This window comes from Enterobacter cloacae complex sp. SHL018 (genome assembly GCF_049237905.1).
GTDB classification, from domain to species: Bacteria; Pseudomonadota; Gammaproteobacteria; order Enterobacterales; family Enterobacteriaceae; genus Enterobacter; species Enterobacter hormaechei_C.
The window spans coordinates 358,097-381,078 of record NZ_JBMKJE010000004.1 but is presented as its reverse complement, the minus strand read 5'-3'; the positions used below and the strand labels follow the sequence as shown (position 1 = coordinate 381,078).

The 22,982-nt window shown below is 56.1% G+C and carries 19 protein-coding genes; 11 read left to right on the top strand and 8 right to left on the bottom strand.

What is annotated here, in order from left to right; all coding sequences use genetic code 11:
• Nucleotides 1–82: 82 nt before the first annotated feature.
• The gene (locus ACOTY5_RS17355; protein WP_017383385.1) at nt 83–1,231 is read right to left on the bottom strand and encodes a YbfB/YjiJ family MFS transporter; all 1,149 of its coding nucleotides are present in this window, start codon (nt 1,229–1,231) and stop codon (nt 83–85) included.
• Between the two features lie 137 nt (nt 1,232–1,368).
• Between ACOTY5_RS17355 and fghA the strand changes: the two genes are divergently transcribed.
• On the top strand, nt 1,369–2,196 hold the full coding sequence (gene fghA, locus ACOTY5_RS17350) for an S-formylglutathione hydrolase (RefSeq protein WP_017383386.1): 828 nt from the start codon (nt 1,369–1,371) through the stop codon (nt 2,194–2,196).
• A gap of 267 nt (nt 2,197–2,463) precedes the next feature.
• A complete protein-coding gene (locus ACOTY5_RS17345) occupies nt 2,464–4,449 on the top strand; it encodes a ligand-gated channel protein (protein WP_015572315.1) in 1,986 nt (661 codons plus the stop codon).
• Between the two features lie 54 nt (nt 4,450–4,503).
• Here the strand turns inward: ACOTY5_RS17345 and ACOTY5_RS17340 are convergent, their stop codons facing one another.
• Together ACOTY5_RS17340 and yieE are read right to left on the bottom strand one after the other, a co-directional pair.
• Complete coding sequence (locus ACOTY5_RS17340; RefSeq protein WP_006811308.1) at nt 4,504–5,973, bottom strand: amino acid permease; 1,470 nt, start codon at nt 5,971–5,973, stop codon at nt 4,504–4,506.
• Between the two features lie 180 nt (nt 5,974–6,153).
• Nucleotides 6,154–7,020: a DNA-binding transcriptional regulator YeiE gene (gene yieE / locus ACOTY5_RS17335; RefSeq protein ID WP_017383387.1), complete on the bottom strand. Its 867-nt coding sequence runs from the start codon at nt 7,018–7,020 to the stop codon at nt 6,154–6,156.
• Between the two features lie 97 nt (nt 7,021–7,117).
• Here yieE and ACOTY5_RS17330 point away from each other — a divergent pair, with 97 nt between their 5' ends.
• Nucleotides 7,118–8,164: a YeiH family protein gene (locus tag ACOTY5_RS17330; RefSeq protein WP_032619320.1), complete on the top strand. Its 1,047-nt coding sequence runs from the start codon at nt 7,118–7,120 to the stop codon at nt 8,162–8,164.
• Nucleotides 8,165–8,228: 64 nt separating this feature from the next.
• Entirely contained in the window at nt 8,229–9,086 is an 858-nt protein-coding gene (gene nfo / locus ACOTY5_RS17325) for a deoxyribonuclease IV (protein ID WP_017383389.1), read from the top strand.
• Nucleotides 9,087–9,160: 74 nt separating this feature from the next.
• Here nfo and fruA read toward each other — a convergent pair whose 3' ends face one another.
• Genes fruA through fruB form a run of 3 tightly spaced genes read right to left on the bottom strand, consistent with a single transcriptional unit; the run spans nt 9,161 to nt 12,931 of the window.
• A complete protein-coding gene (gene fruA, locus ACOTY5_RS17320) occupies nt 9,161–10,846 on the bottom strand; it encodes a PTS fructose transporter subunit IIBC (protein WP_045141695.1) in 1,686 nt (561 codons plus the stop codon).
• A gap of 16 nt (nt 10,847–10,862) precedes the next feature.
• Nucleotides 10,863–11,801: a 1-phosphofructokinase gene (gene fruK, locus ACOTY5_RS17315; protein ID WP_006811313.1), complete on the bottom strand. Its 939-nt coding sequence runs from the start codon at nt 11,799–11,801 to the stop codon at nt 10,863–10,865.
• Nucleotides 11,801–12,931, bottom strand: coding sequence for a fused PTS fructose transporter subunit IIA/HPr protein (gene fruB / locus ACOTY5_RS17310; RefSeq protein WP_017693041.1), 1,131 nt, complete (start codon nt 12,929–12,931; stop codon nt 11,801–11,803). The genes fruK and fruB overlap by 1 nt, the downstream gene beginning before the upstream one ends.
• 358 nt (nt 12,932–13,289) lie before the next feature.
• Between fruB and setB the strand changes: the two genes are divergently transcribed.
• A complete protein-coding gene (gene setB / locus ACOTY5_RS17305; protein ID WP_015572310.1) occupies nt 13,290–14,471 on the top strand; it encodes a sugar efflux transporter SetB in 1,182 nt (393 codons plus the stop codon).
• Here setB and ACOTY5_RS17300 read toward each other — a convergent pair.
• Nucleotides 14,468–14,722: a YkgJ family cysteine cluster protein gene (locus ACOTY5_RS17300; protein WP_003859353.1), complete on the bottom strand. Its 255-nt coding sequence runs from the start codon at nt 14,720–14,722 to the stop codon at nt 14,468–14,470. The two genes, setB and ACOTY5_RS17300, sit on opposite strands and share 4 nt — an antisense overlap.
• A gap of 164 nt (nt 14,723–14,886) precedes the next feature.
• On the opposite strand from ACOTY5_RS17300, the gene yeiP reads away from it, so the two are divergent.
• Nucleotides 14,887–15,459, top strand: a complete 573-nt coding sequence (gene yeiP / locus ACOTY5_RS17295; protein ID WP_003859355.1) for an elongation factor P-like protein YeiP — start codon at nt 14,887–14,889, stop codon at nt 15,457–15,459.
• 116 nt (nt 15,460–15,575) lie between these two features.
• On the opposite strand, the gene uxuA is transcribed toward yeiP, so the two are convergent.
• Entirely contained in the window at nt 15,576–16,766 is a 1,191-nt protein-coding gene (gene uxuA / locus ACOTY5_RS17290; RefSeq protein WP_421631980.1) for a mannonate dehydratase, read from the bottom strand.
• A 205-nt stretch (nt 16,767–16,971) separates the two neighbouring features.
• On the opposite strand from uxuA, the gene ACOTY5_RS17285 reads away from it, so the two are divergent.
• The 5 genes from ACOTY5_RS17285 (at nt 16,972) to ACOTY5_RS17265 (ending at nt 22,961) form a co-directional block, all read left to right on the top strand.
• Nucleotides 16,972–18,438 carry a mannitol dehydrogenase family protein gene (locus tag ACOTY5_RS17285; protein ID WP_045141696.1) on the top strand — a complete coding sequence of 489 codons (1,467 nt, stop codon included), beginning with the start codon at nt 16,972–16,974 and terminating at the stop codon, nt 18,436–18,438.
• Nucleotides 18,439–18,561: 123 nt separating this feature from the next.
• The gene (locus ACOTY5_RS17280; protein ID WP_017383393.1) at nt 18,562–19,548 is read left to right on the top strand and encodes a CobW family GTP-binding protein; all 987 of its coding nucleotides are present in this window, start codon (nt 18,562–18,564) and stop codon (nt 19,546–19,548) included.
• Between the two features lie 33 nt (nt 19,549–19,581).
• Nucleotides 19,582–20,295, top strand: a complete 714-nt coding sequence (locus ACOTY5_RS17275; RefSeq protein ID WP_421631978.1) for a phosphatase PAP2 family protein — start codon at nt 19,582–19,584, stop codon at nt 20,293–20,295.
• Between the two features lie 415 nt (nt 20,296–20,710).
• Nucleotides 20,711–21,280: a bifunctional murein DD-endopeptidase/murein LD-carboxypeptidase gene (gene mepS / locus ACOTY5_RS17270; RefSeq protein WP_003859364.1), complete on the top strand. Its 570-nt coding sequence runs from the start codon at nt 20,711–20,713 to the stop codon at nt 21,278–21,280.
• 127 nt (nt 21,281–21,407) lie between these two features.
• On the top strand, nt 21,408–22,961 hold the full coding sequence (locus ACOTY5_RS17265) for a cyclic di-GMP phosphodiesterase (RefSeq protein ID WP_032671775.1): 1,554 nt from the start codon (nt 21,408–21,410) through the stop codon (nt 22,959–22,961).
• Nucleotides 22,962–22,982 lie beyond the last annotated feature (21 nt).

Here is a 22,982-nt window from a genome sequence, read left to right as displayed (position 1 = left end):
GCGTCTTTTGCCCTCGTTGTGGCAAAAGTGTGCGCTCATTGTGCGTGAGGCGACGCACATAATCCAGTATTCACGACGATAATTATTGCAATTGCTGTTGCCTTTCAGCCTGACGGTTCCAGACTAACGCTCCGCCAACGAACAGCGCGATCCCCGCCAGCCCCAGCGCAGGTTCCAGCCGATGCGTGAGCCAGGTCGACAGTGCCGACGTGACCGGACCCACCAGCTGACCAATGGCATACCCGGTGGTGAGCAGTCCCGCCATATAACGCGTGTGGTCTGGCGCCAGCTCGCGACCGTACAAAAGAGAGAGCTGCACGGCGCAGAGGAACCCGCCGCCCACCAGCAGCCCACCCGTCAACAAGCCGCCTATGCCCGGCAGCAGCCAGGCCGCCAGCACGCCAATCCCCTGTAACCACAGAACAATCGCCAGCCTGCGGTTAGCGCTTGATGTATGCCGCAGGGCAATGCTGAGCGCAATTCCCACCACCGAGGCGGCGCCAAATATCGGCCAGACAAACTGGGCAAACAGGCTGCCAGGAAAACGCACCGCCGCCATTTGCGATAAAAAGGTCGCCGGGAGGATATAGCCGAACCCTGCCAGGCTGTAGCTCCAGACCAGACGCTTGAGATCTGCGGTCAGCAGCAGCGGTTCAGGCGCGGTACCGGGCCGATGGAGCTGCCCGGACCGCGGCAGGTAGCGCGCCACCAGCACAATCAGCACCAGCGCCAGTACGCCGTAGATTTGCCATGCCGCCCCGGCGGACAAGGATTTCGCCTGAATATAGACCGCCAGCAGGCCGCTCAGGGCGATGCCGGCCCCGGGTCCGGCAAAGACGGCCGCACTGAGTCCCGGTTTGCCCAGCTGCCCCAGCCGCTCGTTGGTCCAGGCGGCAATCAGCACCATCGACCAGCCGCTCATGCAGCCGATCACAAAGCGCAGCAGACCGTGAACAACGGCATTATCTGCCGCCGCGGAGAGCAGCGTTAGCGCCACCGCACCGGTGATGCCAAGCCAGAGACGCGTTTCAACGAAGCGATGGGCGCGCATGGCATCCCATGCCCCCACCAGATAGCCCAGATAGTTCATTGCCGCCACCAGCCCCGCGCTGGTAAGCGTGAGTTGCCCGGCGGCTATCATCAGCGGCACCTGAGGCGTGAAGGCGAAGCGCCCTATCCCCATCGCCACGACCAGAACCACAAATCCGCTGAGCGCGATACGCAGCGCCATGATCGCTCCAATTGTTAAAGAAAAGTAAATTTATGATGCAACATCTCGCCGTCCTGCGAAAGTGAAAGTTGCTCACAGGTCAATGAAAACTCTGTATTATGCGTTTTATGAATCGTCTTACCTTTAAGGAGCCCTGCATGGAACTGCTCGAAGAGCATCGTTGTTTTGAAGGTCGACAGCAGCGCTGGCGGCACGACTCCACCACGCTGAATTGTGCTATGACGTTCAGCATTTTCCTGCCCCCTGCGGACAATCCACCGGTGCTGTACTGGCTTTCAGGCCTGACCTGCAACGACGAAAACTTCACCACCAAAGCGGGTGCCCAGCGTATTGCCGCCGAACTGGGCATTGCGCTGGTGATGCCAGATACCAGCCCGCGTGGCGATGACGTGGCCGACGATGCCGGATACGATTTGGGTAAAGGCGCCGGGTTCTATCTCAACGCCACGGAACAACCGTGGGCGAGCCATTACCGCATGTATGACTACATTCGCGATGAACTGCCTGCCCTGGTGCACTCTCAGTTCGCGGTCAGCGAGCGCTGCGCGATAAGCGGACATTCGATGGGGGGCCACGGGGCGCTGATAATGGCGCTGAAAAATCCGGGGAAATACACCAGCGTGTCCGCATTTGCGCCGATTGTGAACCCAACGCAGGTGCCGTGGGGGCAAAAAGCCTTTACGCACTATCTGGGTGAAGATGCAGAAAAATGGCAGGAATGGGACAGCTGCGCGTTGATGCTGGCGAGCGATTCGGTGAATGCGATCCCAATGCTTATCGATCAGGGCGATGCGGATCAGTTCCTCGCCGGACAACTACAGCCTGCGGTGCTGGCGGAAGCCGCGCGCCAGAAGGACTGGCCGCTAACGCTGCGCATTCAGCCGGGATACGACCACAGCTATTACTTCATGGCGTCCTTTATTGAGGATCATCTCCGCTTCCATGCGGAGCATCTGTTCAGATAAGTTCCGCCTTTTGCCCGGTAGCGCCTCCTGCCTACCGGGTCTTCCCCTCCCCCTCTTTACATACTTCTATCCGCTTGAATCCAGCCTGATTTCTGTCGCCGACACCCAAACACAAATGATTTCAATTATCATTTGTGTTTACAATTCTACATTCTTTTGTACAATTCCAGGCTCTTCTCCATCTCAAAGAGTTCTTACAAGACAAAAACATACAGTTCTCAGGGTTATCCCGATGGAGTTTTATTCATTTTTATACGGAATGTACAAATGACAATACCGCGCATTAAGCTCCTGGCCGTCGCCATTGGCGCTGCCACATGTTCCCCCTTCGTTCACGCAGCCGATCAGGACACCGTTGTCGTCACCGCGACGGGTTTTGAACAAAAAATCCAGAATGCCCCCGCCTCCATCTCTGTGATTTCAAAACAGCAGATTGAAGATAAAGCCTACCGTGATGTTACCGATGCCCTGAGAGACGTCCCGGGCGTTGTCGTCACTGGCGGCGGGAGCAGCAGTGATATCAGTATTCGCGGCATGGCCTCTCAGTACACCCTGTTCCTGGTGAACGGCAAACGCGTCAGTACGCGAAGCACCCGCCCCAACAGCGACAACTCGGGTATTGAACAAGGCTGGCTGCCGCCGCTGGAGTCCATTGAGCGCATCGAGGTCATCCGCGGCCCGATGTCCTCGCTTTACGGCTCCGATGCTATGGGTGGCGTAATTAACGTCATTACCAAAAAAGTCTCGAACACTAAAGCCTGGACCGGTTCGTTGCATGGCGATGCGACCTTCCAGGAAAACAATGATTCCGGCGATATCTTCCAGACCAACGCCTACGCTTCTGGTCCCCTGATCGACGGACTGCTGGGCGCAAAAGTGACGGGGCTGTTGTCACGCCGCGCAGAAGATAAAATCGTGAACGGCTATAACGAGCAGAAAATGCGTAACGGTGGCATTACGCTGAACTTCACGCCGGACGAGAAGAACGATTTCGACCTCGACTTTGCTCGCGAGCTTCAGGACAGAAACAGCACCCCGGGGATGTCGAAAGCGGCTGAAACCTGCCGGGGAACAACCTGTACGCCAAATACCAAAAGCGACTCGCGCTATGAACACACGACCTACTCGTTAACCCACAGCGGGTATTACGACGACTTCAATACCACCAGCTATATCCAGCAGGAAGAGACCAATAATCCAGGTCGCAAAATGCGCTCCTATAACACCACCTTCAACAACCAGAACCAGATTTTCCTCGGCGATCATACGTTGACCCTCGGCGGGCAGTATCGTTATGAGAAACTGCGCGACAAGGGTAATCAGCTGGAAGCTGCTGACGGCCTGAACAAACTGACGCGCTGGAGCTGGGCCCTGTTTGCCGAAGATGAATGGGCAATGACGGAAAGCTTTACGTTGACCGGCGGCCTGCGTATGGACAAAGACCAAAACTACGGTACTAACTGGACGCCGCGCGGTTACGGCGTATGGCACCTGGCCGATCAGTGGACGTTAAAAGGCGGGGTTTCGGCTGGCTATCGTGCGCCGGATCTGCGTCAGTCGTCTGCCAGCTGGGGCCAGGTAACGGGTGGCGGCCGTCTTGACGGTATCATCGTTGGCAACCCGGATCTGAAACCAGAGAAGAGCCTGAGCGAAGAGCTCGCCCTGCTCTGGGATAACAACGATAACCTGAATGCCGGCGTAACGCTGTTTAATACCGACTTCAAGGACAAGATTACGGAAGTTCGCCGCTGTAACAGCAGCGCCGATCCCGCCTGTACGATTGGCGATCACAGCTATGATTTCGTCAGCGATCGCGTCAACGTGGACAAAGCCAACATGCGCGGTGTGGAGTCCTCCTTCGGGTGGAAGATCACGCGTGATGTGAACTGGACTGCAAACTACACCTATACGGAGTCCGAGCAGAAGAGCGGCCAGTTCTCCGGCAAGCCACTGAACAAAATGCCGAAACACATGTTCAACACCACCCTGGACTGGCAGGCGACGCCAGATGTCGGATTCTGGAGCCGTCTGAACCTGCGCGGTAAAACGTCTGAGTACCTGAGCCGCACGTCAATGTCCCAGGGTACGCCGTCCTACACTCAGGTTGATGTAGGTATGCGCTACAACGCCAACAAAAACCTGCTGGTTACTGCCGGTGTGTATAACGTGCTCGATAAGCAGATTGATTACGATACGTATGACACCGTGCTGGATGGCCGTCGCTATACCGTCGGCATGACCTACAGCTTCTGATCTGCCCATAAAAAAGCCCGCTCAACTGAGCGGGCTAAAAGAGAGGAAGTGCGGTTATTGTTTAAATCGTTCCGGGAAATCCATTTCACTGTAGCGAACGAAGCGTGTTCCTTTCGTCAGTTTGTAGCCAAACCAGATGATCAGGAACAGCGGAATGCCAATATAGGTGGCCGTGACGGCGCCCCAGTCAATGGTGTCCGCAAGGAAGGCCTCATAGTTCTGACCCAGGGTAATGATCAGGCACAGAACGAAGGCGAAGATCGGCCCCAGCGGGAAGAACCCTGACCGGTACGGCAGATTATTCAGATCATGCCCCTGCTTGACGTACCCGCGACGGAAACGGTAGTGGCTGATGGCAATGCCCAGCCAGGCAATGAAGCCCGTCATACCAGAGGTGTTAAGCAGCCACAGGTAGACCGTCTGATTGCCGAACATGGAGGTCAGGAAACAGAGACCCGCAATTACCGTGGTCGCATACAGCGCGTTGCGCGGCACGCCACCGCGAGACAGTTTCGAGAAAATACGCGGCGCTTTACCGTCGCAGGCCAGGGTGTAGAGCATGCGGGTGGAGGCGTACATCCCGGAGTTACCCGCAGACAGTACCGCCGTCAGGATCACCGCGTTCATCACCGCCGCGGCAGAGAGCAGGCCCGCGTGCTGGAAGACCAGCGTGAACGGGCTGACGCTGATGTCTTTCACATCATTACGCAGCAGGCTTGGGTCGGTATACGGAATAATCAGGCTGATAATCAGGATCGCGAACACATAGAACAGCAGGATACGCCAGAACACCTGACGCACCGCGCGCGGAATGTTCTTCTCCGGGTTTTCGGATTCACCGGCCGCGATACCAATCAGCTCGGTACCCTGGAAGGAGAAGCCGACAATCATCGCCACGCCAATCATCGCCGAGAAGCCCCCGGCAAACGGCGCATCGCCTATAGTCCAGTTACTCCAGCCCGCCGGTTCAGCCCCTTTGAAAATACCAACGATCATCGCCACACCGACGACGATAAAGATGATGACGGTTGCCACTTTAATCAAAGAGAACCAGTATTCCGCTTCGCCAAAGCCGCGCACGGAGATGTAGTTCAGCAGGAAGATGACCGCCAGGAACAGGGCGCTCCAGATCCAGCCTGGCGTGTCCGGGAACCACCAGGTCATCACCAGCTGTGCGGCGACGAGGTCAACGGCGATGGTCACCGCCCAGTTGTACCAGTAGTTCCAGCCCAGCGCGAAGCCGAAGCCTTCCTCAACGTATTTTTGTCCGTAGGTCGAAAACGAACCAGACACCGGCATGTATGCCGCCAGTTCACCCAGGCTGGTCATCAGGAAGTAGACCATCAGGCCAATCAGGATATAAGAGAATAGTGCCCCACCCGGGCCGGCTGCCGAAATTGTTGCGCCAGAGGCAACGAAAAGACCCGTACCGATGGAGCCGCCAATGGCGATCATCGTCAGGTGACGCGCCTTAAGTGCGCGACGTAGCGCGGGCGCTTCTGTGGTTTTAGTTTCTGAAACCATGTGAAAATGCTGTCCATTCAATAAATGAGGCGCGATTGTAGCAGACGATCTGCGTTGCTTCCGGCAGAAATGCTCAGTTATAAGAGAGCTTCATGACTCGGCCAGGATTATAAGTAAAGCATAAAAATGTGGGGTGATAAGCGCACATAGCCCCGGTAAGCGAAGCGCCACCGGGGAACGTTAAATGGCGCAGTAGCGCAGAAAACGCTGGAGCGAGCTGGAAAGGTGTTTCTGACGATGATGGATGCACCACAGCGTGCGCACCAGCTTCGGCAGCGGAACGGGGATCTCAACCAGAGAGCCGGTTTCCAGCTGTTCGGCAATCACCCGTCGGGAAAGACAGCTAATGCCCAGGCCATGACGCACCGCATGCTTAATCGCCTCGGAGTTACCTAACTCCATCCCTAACTGGAACTGCGGCAGATGGGACAGCAGCAGATAATCGACAATCTCACGCGTGCCGGAGCCCTGCTCTCGCAGGATCCACTGCGCCTGCGCCAGACGCTCCAGCGTCACCTCGCCCTGGAGTAAAGAAGAGGCCGGGGAGGCAAACACCACCAGCTCATCCTCCAGCCAGGGTTCCGCAATGATATCCACGTTGTGGCACGGCCCTTCGATAAGCCCGATGTCCACGCGGAAATCGATCACCGCGTTGATCACGTCCTGGCTGTTGCCGACGCTCATTTCCAGCGGCAGGGTCGGAAAATCCCGGCGGTAGCGGGCAATCACTTCCGGCAGGATGTAGTTACCGATCGTGCTGCTGGCGTAGACGCGAATAGCGCCGTTGTCCTCGCGGAACAGCTGTTCGATCTCCGTTGCCTGCTCCAGCAAGGCCAGGGCACGCGGGTACAGCAGGCGGCCATGTTCGTTCACCACCAGCCGCTTTCCTACCCTGTCGAAAAGCTGAACGCCCAGTTGCCCTTCAAGATCGGTCAAGGCCGCGCTAACGGCGGACTGCGAGAGCGCCAGCATTTGTGACGCCTGGGTTGTCGAGCCGCTTTTCAGCACCTCGGCAAAAACTTCCAGCTGACGCAATGTAATGTGCATGGTTGCTTACCACTTATAAAGATTGATTATAAATATATAATCAATTTTATTTTTAAGCTACAGCGCCGTAACCTTTAGCCAGACAAAGGAGAAGGTTATGTCAGAAATCACCTTACAACATCATCGTACAGTGTGGCACTTCGTGCCGGGTCTCGCGCTCAGCGCCGTGGTTACCGGCGTGGCTTTATGGGGCGGGAGTATACCGGCGGTTGCCGGCGCAGGGTTCAGCGCCCTGACGCTGGCCATTCTGCTCGGCATGGTGGTCGGGAACACCGTTTATCCACACATCTGGAAATCCTGCGACGGCGGCGTGATTTTCGCCAAGCAGCATTTATTACGTCTCGGGATCATCCTTTATGGCTTCCGTCTCACCTTTTCGCAGATTGCGGATGTCGGTGTCAGCGGGATTGCCATTGACGTCCTGACCCTTTCGAGCACCTTTTTACTGGCGTGCTTTATCGGCCAGAAGATCTTTGGGCTGGACAAACAGACCAGCTGGCTGATCGGTGCGGGTAGCAGCATCTGCGGCGCGGCGGCGGTACTGGCAACAGAACCCGTCGTTAAAGCCGAAGCCAGTAAAGTCACGGTTGCCGTCGCGACGGTAGTTATCTTCGGTACGCTGGCGATCTTCCTGTATCCGGCCATGTATCCGCTGGTGGCGCACTGGTTTAGTCCGGAAACCTACGGCATTTATATCGGCTCAACCATGCACGAAGTGGCGCAGGTGGTGGCGGCAGGTCACGCCATTAACCCGGAAGCGGAAAACGCGGCGGTCATCGCCAAAATGCTGCGCGTGATGATGCTGGCCCCGTTCCTGATTTTCCTCGCGGCGCGGGTTAAACAGCTTGCTCCGGCAGGCGGCACCGAGAAAAGCAAAATCACCATTCCGTGGTTTGCGATCCTGTTCATCGTGGTCGCTGTCTTCAACTCTTTCCACCTGCTGCCAAAAGCGATGGTGGATATGCTGGTGACGCTGGATACGGTCCTGCTGGCGATGGCGATGGCGGCGCTGGGCGTCACCACACACGTCAGCGCGCTGAAAAAAGCCGGCGCGAAACCGCTGCTGATGGCGCTGGTGCTGTTCATCTGGCTAATCGTTGGCGGTGGTGCGATTAACCTTGCGGTACACAGCCTGTTGGCATAAACCATCTCGTCCTTCTCCTGTTAACCCGCTATCATAGGCATTTCGGGTTAACAGGAGTCTTTTTATGAAATATGTTGGAGCGCACGTCAGCGCTGCCGGTGGCCTTGCGAATGCCGCCATTCGCGCCGCCGAAATCGAGGCGACCGCTTTCGCCCTGTTCACCAAAAACCAGCGCCAGTGGCGCGCCGCAGCGCTCACCGCTGAAGTGATTGATGATTTCAAAGCCGCCTGTGAGAAATACGGCTACGGGCCTGGCCAAATCCTTCCCCACGACAGCTACCTCATTAACCTCGGTCACCCGGTTGCCGAGGCGCTGGAAAAATCCCGCGAAGCGTTCCTGGATGAGGTTCAGCGCTGTGAACAGCTGGGGCTGACGCTGCTGAACTTCCATCCCGGCAGCCATCTGATGCAGATTGACGAAGACGCCTGTCTGGCGCGCATCGCCGAGTCCATCAACATGACGCTGGATAAAACCCAGGGCGTGACGGCGGTGATTGAGAATACCGCCGGTCAGGGCAGCAACCTCGGCTTTAAGTTTGAGCATCTGGCGGCGATCATCGACGGCGTGGAAGATAAATCCCGCGTGGGGGTGTGCATCGATACCTGTCACGCCTTTGCCGCCGGCTATGACCTGCGCACAACCGAGGCCACGAAAAATACCTTCGAGGAGTTCGAGCGTATTGTCGGTTTTAAATACCTTCGCGGTATGCACTTAAACGATGCGAAAAGCGCGTTCGGCAGCCGCGTTGACCGCCACCACAGCCTGGGCGAAGGCAACATCGGCCATGATGCGTTCCGCTTTATCATGCAGGACGCCCGCTTCGACGGTATTCCGATGGTGCTCGAAACCATTAACCCGGATATCTGGGCGGAAGAGATTGCCTGGCTGAAGGCGCAGCAAACCGCTGAACAGGCGGCATAAAAAAAGCCGGGCTGCTTACGCACCCGGCTTTTTTTGTAGGTCGGGTAAGGCGAAGCCGCCACCCGACACCTCTTTTAGGCTGCTTTTGCGACCACTTCCGCTTCCGGGCGCTTCAGCACCGCGTAAGACAGGCCTGCCACCAGCGTACCGGCAACAATCGCCAGCAGATAACCCAGCACCGGCGTGATGGCGCCAGGGATGAGCAGGACGAACAGACCGCCGTGCGGCGCCATCAGTTTCGCACCTACTGCCATGGAGATAGCCCCCGTCACCGCACCACCCACGATACAGCACGGCAGAACACGCATTGGATCGCGTGCCGCAAACGGGATTGCGCCTTCGGTGATGAAGCACAGGCCCAGCACCAGCGCCGCTTTACCGCCTTCCTGCTGCGCTTTATCGAACTTACGGCGGGCAATAATCGTCGCCAGACCGAGCGCCAGCGGAGGCACCATACCGGCCGCCATGATCGCCGCCATCGGCGCGTAGGTCTGGGTACTCAGCAGGCCAACGCCAAACGCATATGCCGCTTTGTTCACCGGACCCCCCATGTCGGTACACATCATACCGCCGAGGATTGCGCCCAGCAGCACCGCGTTCGCCGTCCCCATGGTTTGCAGCCAGTGGGTCAGACCTTCCAGAATGCCCGCGACCGGCTTACCAATCAGGTAAATCATCGCCAGACCGACCACCAGGCTGGAAATCAGCGGGATGATCAGGATAGGTTTCAGCGCCTCCATACTCTGCGGTAGCTTCAGCTTCGAGCTGATCACCTTCGCCACATAACCGGCGAGGAAACCGGCAATGATACCGCCGATAAAGCCAGAACCGGTGCTCACGGCGAGCATACCGCCGATAAGACCCGGCGTCAGACCCGGACGGTCAGCAATGGAGAAGGCGATAAAGCCCGCCAGCACCGGCACCATCAACGCAAACGCGGAGCCGCCGCCAATCTGCATCAACGCGGCCGCCAGTGTGCCCGGCTCTTTAAACGCCTCGATACCAAAGGCGAAGGAGAGCGCAATACACAGGCCGCCCGCCACCACCATCGGCAGCATGTAGGACACGCCGGTCAGCAGGTGACGATACGCGCCCGCAGACTCTTTTTTCCCTTCGGTCGCAGTTTTAGCCGCACCGGTTGCCTGATACGGTTTGGCTTCTGCCAGCGCCTTATCAAACTCCTGCGCGGTCTTCTTCAGCGCCAGGCCGGTAGAGGTACGGTACATCGGCTTGCCGGCAAACTTCGCCAGATCCACTTCGATATCCGCCGCCACAATCACCAGATCGGCTTCCGCCACCTCTTCCGGCGTGATGGCATTGCCCGCACCAACAGAGCCGCGGGTTTCAACCTTCACCCACCAGCCACGTTTTTTCGCTTCGGTTTCAATGGCTTCAGCCGCCATAAAGGTGTGCGCCACACCTGTCGGGCAGGCCGTTACCGCAACAATGCGTTTCGGCCCAGCGGCGGCAACCGGCGCCGCCTCAACAGGTGCGCTGTAAACCGTCGCATGACCTTTTGCTTCGCTCAGAAACAGTTCAGGGTGTGCCACCGCGCGATTAATATCACCCAGCCACACTTTTTTGCCGTTCAGGGCGCTGTCAGCGGGGATTTTGTCGCCCAGAACAATCGCCATTTCAGCATCACCCGGGTTATCAATGATATCCAGATGCGCTTTTTGTGCCGCCGCGCCCAGCAGGGTCTTCGCCATATAGGCACGAGCCTGTCCGAGACCGGAGTCAATGATCAGCAGCGTTTTCATTATTCCTCTCCTGCTGTTAGTTAAAAGGTTTTAAGTCAACGCGCGCCATCATCGCGGCTAACTGGGTACGATCGGTAATACCGACATTGCTCTGGCTCACGGCCAGGGCCGCAACGGCGGTAGCAAGACGTAAGGTATGTTCACTGGATTCGCGCATCAGCAGACCGTAGATCAGGCCGCCAACCATCGAATCCCCGGCACCCACGGTGCTGACCACCTCCATTGAAGGCGGTTTGGCAATCCATTCCCCGGAGGCGTTAACCCACAGGGCACCTTCTGCACCCAACGAAATCACCACGTGAGCGATACCCTGCTCGCGCAGCGCATGGGCAGCGTCAATCACATCCTTTAATTCTGGCAGCTTACGGCCCGCCCAGATCTCCAGTTCGCGGCGGTTAGGCTTAACCAGCCATGGCGAGGCTTTCAGACCGGCGACCAGCGCGTCGCGGCTGCTGTCGAAAATAATGCACGGGCACTGGCTGCGCAGGCGCGTCATCCAGTCGGTGAACGCTTCCGGGCTGACGCCGGACGGCAGACTGCCGCTGACGCACACCATGTCAAACTGGCCCAGCCAGCTCAGGGAATCGGCAACAAAGCGCTCCCAGTCAGCCGGGGTCACTTCGAAGCCGGAGAAGTTCAGATCGGTCACTTCACCGTCTTTCTCGGTCAGCTTAACGTTGATGCGGGTACGGCCCTGCACAACCTGAAAACGGTTAGCGATGCCCAGTTCACTGAACAACTGCTGAAAACCATCCTGGTTGTCTTTACCGAGGAAGCCGCCTACGGTGACGTCGATGCCGAGATCTTTCAGCACCTTCGCCACGTTAATCCCTTTTCCTGCGGCATGCAGGCCGGTCGTCCGCACCAGGTTGACTTCGCCACGCTCAATTTCCGGGCAGAAGCCCACCAGATCGTAAGCCGGGTTCAGCGTAATGGTCGCAACACGTCTGCTCATTATGCGCCCTCCCCCAGACCGGCCGCGATGGCGTCGCCAATCGCTTTCAGCGCTTGTTCAGCATCCGCACCCTGCGCGGTAAAGCGCAGACGATGGCCTTTCTTCACGCCCAGCGCGACAACTTTCATCAGACTGCGCCCGTTGGCTGGTTTACCCGAACCGTCCAGATTGGTCACGGTGATCTCACTTGCAAATTGTTTAATGGTATTCACCAGCATGGTGCCCGGACGGGCATGCAGGCCGTGTTCGTTACGCACCACGTACTCTGCGCTCAGCAGGTCATCCGTCAGCGCATCGTCGCTGGTCAGCAGGGCCAGCACCGTCGCCGCGTCTGCGTTCAGCAGTTTTTCAGCTTTATTGTTCAGCAGCAGATCGCCCAGACGCTTCAGCACGGATACCGGCTGATCGTCCGCCATGGCGACCGTTACCAGCATCGCGGCGCGTTCGCCGTCTGTCTCAAAGGCAACCGCAGCACGGCTGACCGCGATAGCGCTACGCAGGTTGCCTTCCGCACTGTCGTTCAGCCAGATGCCCTGACCCAGGTTTAATGGCTTATCATTGATGGCGCGCGTCACAAAAGTGGTATCTGCCGCTCCCACTTCTTTCAGGCGGGCCGCGTTCAGCGCCTGGAGCGTCAGCAAATCGGACGCAACGACGTCCAGCGTCAGGGTTTCATTATCCAGCTTCAGCGCTTCGCTCTGTTTTTCGCCCATCAGCAGGGCACGCAGCTCTTCAGCAGTGGTGGCGGATTTAAGCTGTTCCGCGACGGCATCATCACTCAGCACGTGCGTCAGCTGACGCAGCAGGCCCAGGTGTTCGTCACCGCTGGCCGCGATGCCGATCGCCACGTAAGCCACCTGACCCTCGCCCCACAGCACGCCCTGCGGGAACTGGAAGACCTGCACGCCGGTTTTCAGCACCTGATCGCGGGTGTCCGTGGTGCCGTGCGGAATTGCAATACCGTTACCGAGAAAGGTGGAGGTCTGCTGTTCACGCGCCAGCATGCCGTTGACGTAGCCGTCAGCCACGTTGCCAGCCTGCACGAGCGCAGCGGCGACCTGGCGAATAGCCTCTTCTTTATTCCCGGCCTGTTCGCCCGGGTGAATATCCTGAACAGATAACTGGAACATGATTCTCCTCTCCTGCTGAAATTGAATCGTTTCAGCTTAACTGAGAAACCAGGCGCTAACCTGCTTCGTCAGGACAGGCAAGATAGCGCTGAAACGTTTCAAGAAGTCTTGTCTTTTCTACAAAAGGTTGCAAGAAAAGTTACATTTCTTGATGCAGAATTTAGAAGTGCAGCACATTTCTTCTTCAGTCGGGAGGTTTTTGCTGATGTTCAGCAAACAGGTTCAGCACGCTTCAGCGAAACGGCGATAAACTGAAATGCTATTTTGATTTATTGTGGCAATCTTGATTTTGACCTCTGTTTATTTAATGACAGGCGGCGTAAACTCCGCCTCTCTCTGTTACTCGCAAAGACTGAACATGCATAACACCCCCGCTGCCGCCTCACCAAAGCCTTTTGATTTGACGTCAACGGCGTTTTTGATCGTTGCTTTTCTCACCGGTATTGCCGGTGCGTTACAAACGCCTACGCTGAGCCTGTTTCTGACCAACGAAGTTCACGCCCGCCCGGCGATGGTTGGCTTCTTCTTCACCGGGAGCGCCATCATCGGCATTTTCGTCAGCCAGTTTCTAGCCGGGCGTTCAGACCGCAAAGGCGATCGCAAAAGCCTGATCGTTTTTTGCTGCCTGCTCGGGGTGTTTGCCTGCCTGCTGTTTGCCTGGAACCGTAACTACTTCATTCTGCTGTTCGTGGGCGTCTTCCTGAGCAGTTTCGGCTCGACCGCCAACCCGCAGATGTTCGCCCTTGCCCGCGAGCATGCCGACCGCACCGGGCGAGAAGCGGTGATGTTCAGCTCGATACTGCGCGCGCAGGTGTCGCTGGCCTGGGTGATTGGCCCCCCGCTCGCCTACGCGCTGGCGATGGGTTTTGGCTTTACGGTGATGTACCTCAGCGCAGCCGTGGCCTTCGTGGTATGCGGCGCAATGGTCTGGTTCTTTCTGCCCTCCATGCGCAAAGAGCCGAAAGTGGCGACCGGTACGCTGGAAGCTCCGCGACGTAACCGGCGCGACGCGCTGCTGTTATTCATTATCTGTACGCTAATGTGGGGAACCAACAGCCTCTATATCATTAATATGCCGCTGTTTATTATTGATGAGCTGCATCTGCCGGAGAAGCTGGCCGGGATCATGATGGGAACCGCCGCGGGGCTTGAGATCCCCACCATGCTGATTGCGGGCTATTACGCGAAGCGCTTTGGCAAGCGCTTTTTGATGCGCGTCGCCGCCGTAGCCGGGCTGCTGTTTTATGTCGGTATGCTGACGGTTCATACGCCAGCCCTGCTTCTTGCTTTACAGCTGCTGAACGCCATTTACATCGGTATTCTGGCCGGTATCGGCATGCTCTACTTCCAGGATCTGATGCCGGGTCAGGCAGGCTCTGCCACCACCCTTTATACTAATACCACCCGCGTGGGCTGGATTATTGCAGGCTCACTGGCGGGCGTTGTGGCTGAAATCTGGAACTATCATACGGTGTTCTGGATTGCGCTGGTGATGTGCGTCCTGACGCTGAGCTGCCTGACGCGAATCAAAGACGTTTAAGGCGCGGTGAGCGCTTCCAGCTCAAGCAGATAAGTGATGGCCTGCTGGCGCGTACTGCCGCACATTTCGGCGGTTGGCTGGAGCCCGGAGCACACCTTCGGGCGCAGGGGCGAGCCAAAGATCATGCACAGGTTAGTGTCAGAGAGCTGAACGCAGCGGGTATTGGCAGGCTTGCCCTCCGGCATGCCTGGAATGGGGCTTGAGATGGACGGTGCGGTACAGCACGCGCCACAGTCGGAACGACAATCCATACATGCTCTCTGTTGGTGGCAGATGCCCGCGCAGTCGGGCATTGCGCGCACAGTAACACCTTTTATGTATTGATAGCAAAACCCACGAATTCCGCTTGCCTGAAAGGCCGCGCGCGAGTAATTTGGCGCGATATTTTTTACCTCCCGTAAACAGGATTACTGCAATGCCAAGAGCGAACGAAATTAAGAAAGGTATGGTACTGAATTACAACGGCAAACTGCTGATTGTGAAAGATATCGACATTCAGGCACCCAGCGCCCGCGGCGCAGCAACGCTGTACAAAATGCGTTTCTCCGATGTCCGCACCGGCCTGAAAGTGGAAGAACGTTTTAAAGGCGACGATATCGTCGATACCGTGACCCTCACCCGTCGCTACGTTGATTTCTCCTACATCGACGGCAACGAATACGTGTTCATGGATAAAGAAGATTACACCCCGTATATCTTCACTAAAGATCAGATCGAAGAAGAGCTGCTGTTTATTCCTGAAGGTGGGATGCCGGACATGCAGGTGCTGACCTGGGATGGCGTGCTGCTGGCGCTGGAGCTGCCGCAGACCGTTGATCTGGAAATTGTTGAAACGGCACCGGGCATCAAAGGCGCGTCTGCAAGCGCGCGTAACAAACCGGCTACCCTGACTACCGGTCTGGTCGTACAGGTGCCAGAGTACCTGTCAGCGGGCGAGAAAATCCGTATCCATATCGAAGAAAAACGCTATATGGGTCGTGCTGACTGATCGTGCTTTTCGCCCGGTGGCGCTACGCTTACCGGGCCTACAAAAAACCGGCTCTGATGCCGGTTTTTGTGTTTTTGTAGGCCGGGTAAGGCGCAGCCGCCACCCGGCAACAACCTTTACAGCAGTTCAGGATACTTCGTCATTTTCAGCGCCAGCTCGATACCGCGCACTTCCGCCATCCCTTTCAGACGGCCAATCGCCGAATACCCTGGATTCGTTTTCTTGCGCAGATCGTCCAGCATCTGGTGCCCGTGATCCGGACGGAACGGGATTGGACGCACATCCCCCGCCTGCTTACGACGTACCTCTTCAGAGAGAATGGCATCCACCACCGCAACCATGTTCACGTCGCCGCCAAGATGGGCTGCTTCGTGGAAGGTTTTCGGGTTCTCTTCACGGCAGGTTGCACGCAGGTGGGTGAAATGAATGCGATCGCCGAAGGTTTCGATCATCCGCACCAGATCGTTATCCGCCCGCACGCCATACGAGCCCGTACACATGGTAAAGCCGTTGTAGATGCTGTCCACCGTCTCTTTCAGCCACTGCATATCTTCAATGGTCGACACGATACGCGGCAGGCCAAGAATAGGACGCGGTGGATCGTCCGGATGAACCGCCAGCCGCACGCCGACTTCTTCTGCCACCGGAACAATAGCGCGCAGGAAGTGCGCCATGTTTTCACGCAGCTGGTTTTTATCGATATCGCCATATTCCGCCAGGCGCGCGCGGAACTGATCGAGGGTATAACCCTCTTCCGCACCGGGCAGGCCCGCGATGATATTGCGAACCAGCTTCTCAATGTCCGCTTCACCGGCGGCATTGAACCACGCCAGCGCCTGCTGCTGCTCTTCGGCGGTGTAGTCTGCTTCCGCCCCCGGACGCTTCAGAATGTGCAGTTCGAAAGCCGCAAAAGCGATTTGATCGAAACGCAGCGCCTTCGAACCATCGGCCATTTCATATTCCAGGTCGGTACGCGTCCAGTCCAGGATCGGCATAAAGTTGTAGCAGACGGTATCAATACCACAGGCTGCCAGGTTACGCATGCTCTGCTGATAATTCGCAATCCAGGTATCACACTCACCGGAGTGGGTTTTGATATCTTCGTGAACCGGAATACTTTCCACAACAGACCAGGTTAACCCCTTCTCTGCCAGCTGAGCCTGACGCTTTTGGATTTCCTCTACCGGCCACACCTGACCGTTCGGAATATGATGCAGCGCCGTGACCACACCCGTTGCGCCAGCCTGACGCACATCATCAAGAGAAACCGGATCGTTCGGCCCGTACCAACGCCAGGTTTGTTCCATTGCCCCACCCTCTCAAGTTGTTATACCAATATGTGTTACTTCAATGACGACTACCATACATGTTTAATCGAAGTGGTCAATACAGCACGCGACATTGATTGATCAAACTCACATAACAGGGATATTTACGGCTTACCAATTTAATTTGTTGTCATATAACTTTACACTGGCATTGTTAATTAATGGTTAATCAGGTGTGTATTACATGAAGACTATTGCCTCCACCGCGCTTCCTGCTCATGTCCAGCAGCCCCGCTACGATCGCGAGCAGTTACGCTCCCGCATCGTCCATTTCGGTTTTGGCGCGTTCCACCGGGCGCATCAGGCGTTGTTAACAAACCGGGTACTGAATGCCAAAGGAGGCGACTGGGGAATTTGTGAGATTAGCCTCTTTAGCGGCGATGTCCTTATGGGCCAGCTCCGGGCGCAGAATCATCTGTTTACCGTGCTGGAGAAAGGTGCCGAAGGCAATCAGCCCATTATTATCGGTGCGGTAAAAGAGTGCCTGAACGCCAAACTCGACTCGCTGGCAGCCATTATTGAGAAATTCTGCGAACCGCAGGTGGCAATTGTCTCCCTCACCATTACCGAAAAAGGCTACTGTATCGATCCGGCGACGGGAAAACTGGATATGCGCAACAGCCGCATCCTGCACGATCTTGAGCACCCGTCTGAGCCGCATTCCGCGCCGGGTATTCTGGTTGAAGCCCTTCATCGCCGCCGCGAGCGGGGCCTGCCGGCGTTTACCGTGCTCTCCTGCGACAATATTCCCGACAACGGCCATGTGGTGAAAAACGCCGTTCTTGGCATGGCCGGAAAGCGTTCCGCAGAGCTGGCCGCATGGATCGAGGCGCACGTGAGCTTCCCTGGTACCATGGTCGACCGAATCGTGCCCGCCGCCACCGACGTCTCACTCGCGGAAATCACCCAGGAACTTGGCGTTGAAGATCCCTGCGCCATCAGCTGTGAACCGTTCATTCAGTGGGTAGTGGAAGATAACTTTGTCGCCGGGCGTCCGGAGTGGGAGGTCGCAGGCGTACAGATGGTTGAGGATGTCCTGCCCTGGGAGCAGATGAAGCTGCGGATGCTGAACGGCAGCCACTCCTTCCTCGCGTATCTGGGCTACCTTGCCGGCTACGCGCACATAAATGAATGTATGCAGGACGACAGTTTCCGCGAGGCGGCCGGCAGGCTGATGCTGAAAGAGCAGGCCCCTACGCTGCGCATCACCAACGTTGATCTGACAGCCTATGCTGACAGCCTGCTTGACCGCTTCGCCAACCCGGCCCTACAGCATCGTACATGGCAAATCGCCATGGACGGCAGCCAGAAGCTGCCTCAGCGCATGCTGGAAGGGATCCGCATGCATCTTGAGCGTAACACCGCCTGGCCATTACTGGCGCTGGGGGTGGCGGGCTGGATGCGCTACGTCAGCGGTACGGACGAACAGGGCAACGCCATTGACGTACGCGATCCGCTGAGCGACAAGTTTCAGGCCATTGTCGCTACCAGCAGCGACGCAGAACGCGTTAGCGCCCTGCTGACGCTAAATGAAATCTTTGGCGACGACCTGCCGCAAAACCCTGTCTTTGTCGAGGCAATCACCAGCGCGTACCAGCGCCTCGTCCGGCTCGGCGCGCGCCAGGCCGTTATCGAAACGTTAAAAATTTAGCGATTATTGCGTTTAAGGCGAACGGTTTTATGCTCCGTTCGCCCTCCCTCTTCTCAATGCCCGATTTTTTCGTCAGGATGATAGATAGTTGTTACTACATCACAATTATTTATCGGAGCGCACGTGACCAAAACCAACCTGATCACCGGTTTTCTAGGCAGCGGTAAAACTACGTCCATTCTGCATTTGCTGGCCAATAAAGACCCGGCGGAAAAGTGGGCCGTGCTGGTCAACGAATTTGGCGAAGTGGGGATCGACGGCGCGTTGCTCGCCGACAGCGGCGCGATGGTGAAAGAGATCCCGGGCGGGTGTATGTGCTGCGTGAATGGTCTGCCGATGCAGGTCGGGCTGAATACGCTGCTGCGTCAGGGCAAGCCGGACCGTCTGCTGATTGAGCCCACCGGGCTGGGGCATCCTAAGCAAATCCTTGATTTACTGACCGCCCCGGTATACGAGCCGTGGCTTGAGCTGCGTGCGACGCTTTGCCTGCTCGACCCCCGCCAGCTGCTGGATGAAAAAGCGATCAATAATGACAATTTCCGCGACCAGCTCGCCTCGGCAGATATTATCGTGGCGAATAAATCCGATCGCGCGACGGCTGAGAGTCAGGCCGCGTTCCAGTCCTGGTGGCAGCAGGCTGGCGGTGGACGTCAGTATGTGCAGACGACCCAGGGCAACATTGATGGCGCCTTGCTCGACCTTCCCCGCCTCAACCAGACGCAACTGCCTGCCAGCGCTGAGCATTCGCATAGCCACGGCGCGAAGCAAGGCCTGGCTGCACTGAGCCTGCCGGAGCATCAGCGCTGGCGTCGCAACCTGAATAGCGGCCAGGGGCACCAGGCCTGCGGGTGGATCTTCGATGCCGATACGGTTTTCGACACCATTGGTATACTGGAATGGGCGAGACTCGCGCCGGTTGAGCGGGTAAAAGGGATCATGCGCACTCCGGATGGTCTGGTGCGCATTAACCGTCAGGGCGAGGATTTCTTTATTGAAACCCAGAACGTCGCGCCACCCGACAGCCGGATAGAGTTAATTAGTGCGGTTAATACCGACTGGAATGCCCTCCAGTCAAGCCTGTTGAAGCTTCGTTTAAGTTTGGGCGGCTAACGTTGCCCCTGATTTCACACATTGCTGAAGACTATGACGACTCGACTTCCTGCTATTTTATTGCTCAACGCTGCCGGCCTGGCGATCTTTTTCTCCTGGTATATCCCGGCGGATCACGGTTTCTGGTTCCCGCTGGATTCCGGGCTGTTCCACTTCTTTAACCAGGCGCTGGCGGAGAGTGAAGCCTTCCTGTGGCTGGTGGCGATCACCAACAACCGCGCGTTTGACGGCTGTTCGCTGCTGGCAATGGGCTGTCTGATGCTCTCCTTCTGGCTGAAGGAAGACAAAACGGGTCGTCGCCGTATTCTGATTATCGGCCTGGTGATGCTGCTGACGGCCGTGATTATCAACCAGCTGGCGCAGCATCTGATGCCGGTTAAACGCGCCAGTCCTTCGCTCTTTTTCCCGAATATTAACCGCGTCAGCGAGCTGCTTCATATTCCAACCAAAGATGCCTCGAAGGACAGTTTCCCGGGCGACCACGGTATGATGCTGCTGATTTTTGCAGGCTTCATGCTGCGCTATTTTGGTAAAAAAGCCTTCACCATCGCCCTGGTTATTGTGGTGGTATTTGCATTCCCGCGGGTGATGATTGGCGCTCACTGGCTGACAGATATCGCAGTAGGCTCCCTCACGGCGGTGTTAATTGGTTTACCGTGGGTGCTGATGACCCCATTGAGCGATCGCATAATAGGCATTTTTGATCGCTATCTTCCTGGCAAATTTAAACAAGCCGGAAACAAATAAATAACGAAAATTAACACCATTCATCAGGGATCGTTTTCGATCCCTGCGTCACTTCTTTTCGGCGTCATTCAACGCTGTCATCATCCCGTCATACAATTCGTGATAAAAATGAAGCAATTGCAGGGATTACCGATATGAATGGCGGCATTTTGAGCAATTCCGCGCTGTAACTTTGTGTATCACATTTTCTTATAAAAAAACGGACTTTTTTGCTCGCAATACCCCGTGCAATCGGTTAACCTCGAACTCGTTTTGCCCCACTGAGATAATTATTATCATGGTGAATAATTTTGTGCGTTGAGCCACAGTTTTCACCATAAAGAATTGTCTCATTGTGAACAGATTATTAGTCTCGTCACGGTTGGCATTTTTATAACGATATTTTCGTTAAGGACTTCAAGGGAAAACAAACAAAATGGTCAAATCTCAACCAATCTTGAGATATATCTTGCGGGGGATCCCGGCGATTGCAGTGGCGGTTCTGCTTTCGGCATGTAGTACGACGAATACCGCGAAGAATATGCATCCTGAGACGCGTGTTGTGGGAATGGAAGATTCCTCTTCACTGCAAGCCTCTCAGGATGAATTTGAAAATATGGTACGTAATCTCGACGTTAAGTCGCGTATTATGGATCAGTATGCTGACTGGAAAGGCGTGCGTTACCGTCTGGGCGGCAGCACCAAGAAAGGCATCGATTGTTCCGCGTTCGTACAGCGTACGTTCCGTGAGCAGTTTGGGTTAGACCTTCCGCGTTCTACTTATGAACAGCAGGAAATGGGCAAATCCATTTCGCGCACTAAACTGCGCACGGGCGATTTAGTCCTGTTCAGAGCGGGTTCAACCGGTCGACACGTTGGCATCTATATCGGTAACGATCAGTTTGTCCATGCTTCCACCAGCAGTGGTGTGACGATTTCCAGCATGAACGAACCTTACTGGAAGAAGCGCTACAACGAAGCTCGCCGCGTTCTGAGCCGTAGTTAATATTGCTGTCGTATCGTTGGTTATCCCTTGGCTGGCGATACGATAAAAAAAGCACTGCTCCGGCAGTGTTTTTTTTTGCCCGTTACACTGATAACTATCCAGCGGCATTTCAGGAATCACGACATCTATGTTTACCCGCTACTTCTCCAGCAACCGCAAGATTCTGTTTCTCAGTTTCCTTACGGGGTTATTCACTGCCCTGCTCCTGGGAGCATTACAGTTTTACTGGAGTTATCACAAGCGAGACGTCAGATTCGATACCCTTATTACCGATTTAAGCGTCTACATGGAGAGCTATTTCGATGAGCTCAAAATGTCGATTGATACGCTCCAGCCACTCACGCTGAACAGCTGCGAGGAAGTGAGTGCCGCCCTGACCTCCCGGGCGGCTTTTAGCATCAACGTGCGCGCTTTTTTGCTGGTAAGGGATAAAAACGCCTACTGCTCTTCCGCCACCGGTCCGATGAATGTCCCTCTGGAAGCGCTTATTCCTGAACTGCACATCAATAAACAGGTTGATATGGCGCTCCTGCCGGGCACTCCTATGCTGCCGGACAAGCCCGCGATTGCCATCTGGTATCGCAACCCACTGGTGAAGGACGGCGGTGTATTTACCTCCGTTAATCTTAACCTGACTCCTTATCTCCTCTACACCTCAAGACAGGATGAGTTTGCCGGTATTTCCATCATTATTGGCGATTATGCGTTATCAACCCATTCCGGAACGCTGGTCCCTGCGCGTGATTTGCCTGATATCCCGGTCCGTACCGCCACACTGAAAAATGTGCCACTGACCATCCATGTTTATGCGGAAGCCTGGACGACCGATGAAGTGCTGTACGCCCTGTTTTTCGGCCTGGTCTGCGGGATCGCGGCGGGCCTGTTGAATTTCTATATTCTTACTATCCGTCTTAATCCGGGGAAAGAGATCCTCACGGCCATCAAGCGCGACCAGTTTTACGTGGTCTATCAACCCGTCGTGGATGCGCAGTCGCTCAAAATGACCGGGCTGGAAGTCCTGATGCGCTGGAAGCATCCGGTGATGGGAGAAATTCCACCGGATGCCTTTATTAACTTCGCTGAAGCGCAGAAGCTGATTGTCCCGCTGACGCTGCATCTTTTTGACCTGATTATCCGCGATGCCCCTGTCCTGCAAACGGTGCTCCCGCCTGGGGCCAAGTTTGGGATCAACATCGCGCCCGGGCATCTGCATGCGGAAAGCTTTAAAGAGGATATGCGCGCGTTTGCCGCCGCCCTTCCACCCGATCACTTCCAGATTGTGCTGGAAATAACCGAGCGCGATATGATCAACCACCGCGAGGCTAATCAGCTGTTCGAATGGCTGCACGAAGAAGGTTTTGAAATTGCCATCGATGATTTTGGCACCGGCCACAGCGCGCTGATCTATCTGGAACGCTTCACGATGGATTACCTGAAAATTGACCGTGGCTTCGTGAATGCCATCGGGACTGAAACCGTCACCTCGCCAGTGCTTGACGCGGTGCTGACGCTGGCAGAACGCCTGAATATGTTAACCGTTGCCGAGGGTGTTGAAACGCCGGAGCAGGCGGCGTGGCTGCGCGAGCATGGCGTGAACTATCTTCAGGGCTACTGGATCGGCCGCCCGATGCCGCTGGAGCAGTTCAGGACGTGGCAACCCGACATCACGCTCGGGGAATAATTTCACAATCACGGCGCTGTC

Coding starts and splice junctions, on each gene's coding strand:
- setB (WP_015572310.1), top strand. CDS start 13,290: ATGCATAACACCCCCGCTGCCGCCTCACCAAAGCCTTTTGATTTGACG.
- fghA (WP_017383386.1), top strand. CDS start 1,369: ATGGAACTGCTCGAAGAGCATCGTTGTTTTGAAGGTCGACAGCAGCGC.
- mepS (WP_003859364.1), top strand. CDS start 20,711: ATGGTCAAATCTCAACCAATCTTGAGATATATCTTGCGGGGGATCCCG.
- ACOTY5_RS17300 (WP_003859353.1), bottom strand. CDS start 14,722: ATGGATTGTCGTTCCGACTGTGGCGCGTGCTGTACCGCACCGTCCATC.
- ACOTY5_RS17275 (WP_421631978.1), top strand. CDS start 19,582: ATGACGACTCGACTTCCTGCTATTTTATTGCTCAACGCTGCCGGCCTG.
- fruA (WP_045141695.1), bottom strand. CDS start 10,846: ATGAAAACGCTGCTGATCATTGACTCCGGTCTCGGACAGGCTCGTGCC.
- nfo (WP_017383389.1), top strand. CDS start 8,229: ATGAAATATGTTGGAGCGCACGTCAGCGCTGCCGGTGGCCTTGCGAAT.
- fruK (WP_006811313.1), bottom strand. CDS start 11,801: ATGAGCAGACGTGTTGCGACCATTACGCTGAACCCGGCTTACGATCTG.
- yieE (WP_017383387.1), bottom strand. CDS start 7,020: ATGCACATTACATTGCGTCAGCTGGAAGTTTTTGCCGAGGTGCTGAAA.
- yeiP (WP_003859355.1), top strand. CDS start 14,887: ATGCCAAGAGCGAACGAAATTAAGAAAGGTATGGTACTGAATTACAAC.
- ACOTY5_RS17355 (WP_017383385.1), bottom strand. CDS start 1,231: ATGGCGCTGCGTATCGCGCTCAGCGGATTTGTGGTTCTGGTCGTGGCG.
- ACOTY5_RS17265 (WP_032671775.1), top strand. CDS start 21,408: ATGTTTACCCGCTACTTCTCCAGCAACCGCAAGATTCTGTTTCTCAGT.
- fruB (WP_017693041.1), bottom strand. CDS start 12,931: ATGTTCCAGTTATCTGTTCAGGATATTCACCCGGGCGAACAGGCCGGG.
- ACOTY5_RS17330 (WP_032619320.1), top strand. CDS start 7,118: ATGTCAGAAATCACCTTACAACATCATCGTACAGTGTGGCACTTCGTG.
- uxuA (WP_421631980.1), bottom strand. CDS start 16,766: ATGGAACAAACCTGGCGTTGGTACGGGCCGAACGATCCGGTTTCTCTT.
- ACOTY5_RS17285 (WP_045141696.1), top strand. CDS start 16,972: ATGAAGACTATTGCCTCCACCGCGCTTCCTGCTCATGTCCAGCAGCCC.
- ACOTY5_RS17345 (WP_015572315.1), top strand. CDS start 2,464: ATGACAATACCGCGCATTAAGCTCCTGGCCGTCGCCATTGGCGCTGCC.
- ACOTY5_RS17340 (WP_006811308.1), bottom strand. CDS start 5,973: ATGGTTTCAGAAACTAAAACCACAGAAGCGCCCGCGCTACGTCGCGCA.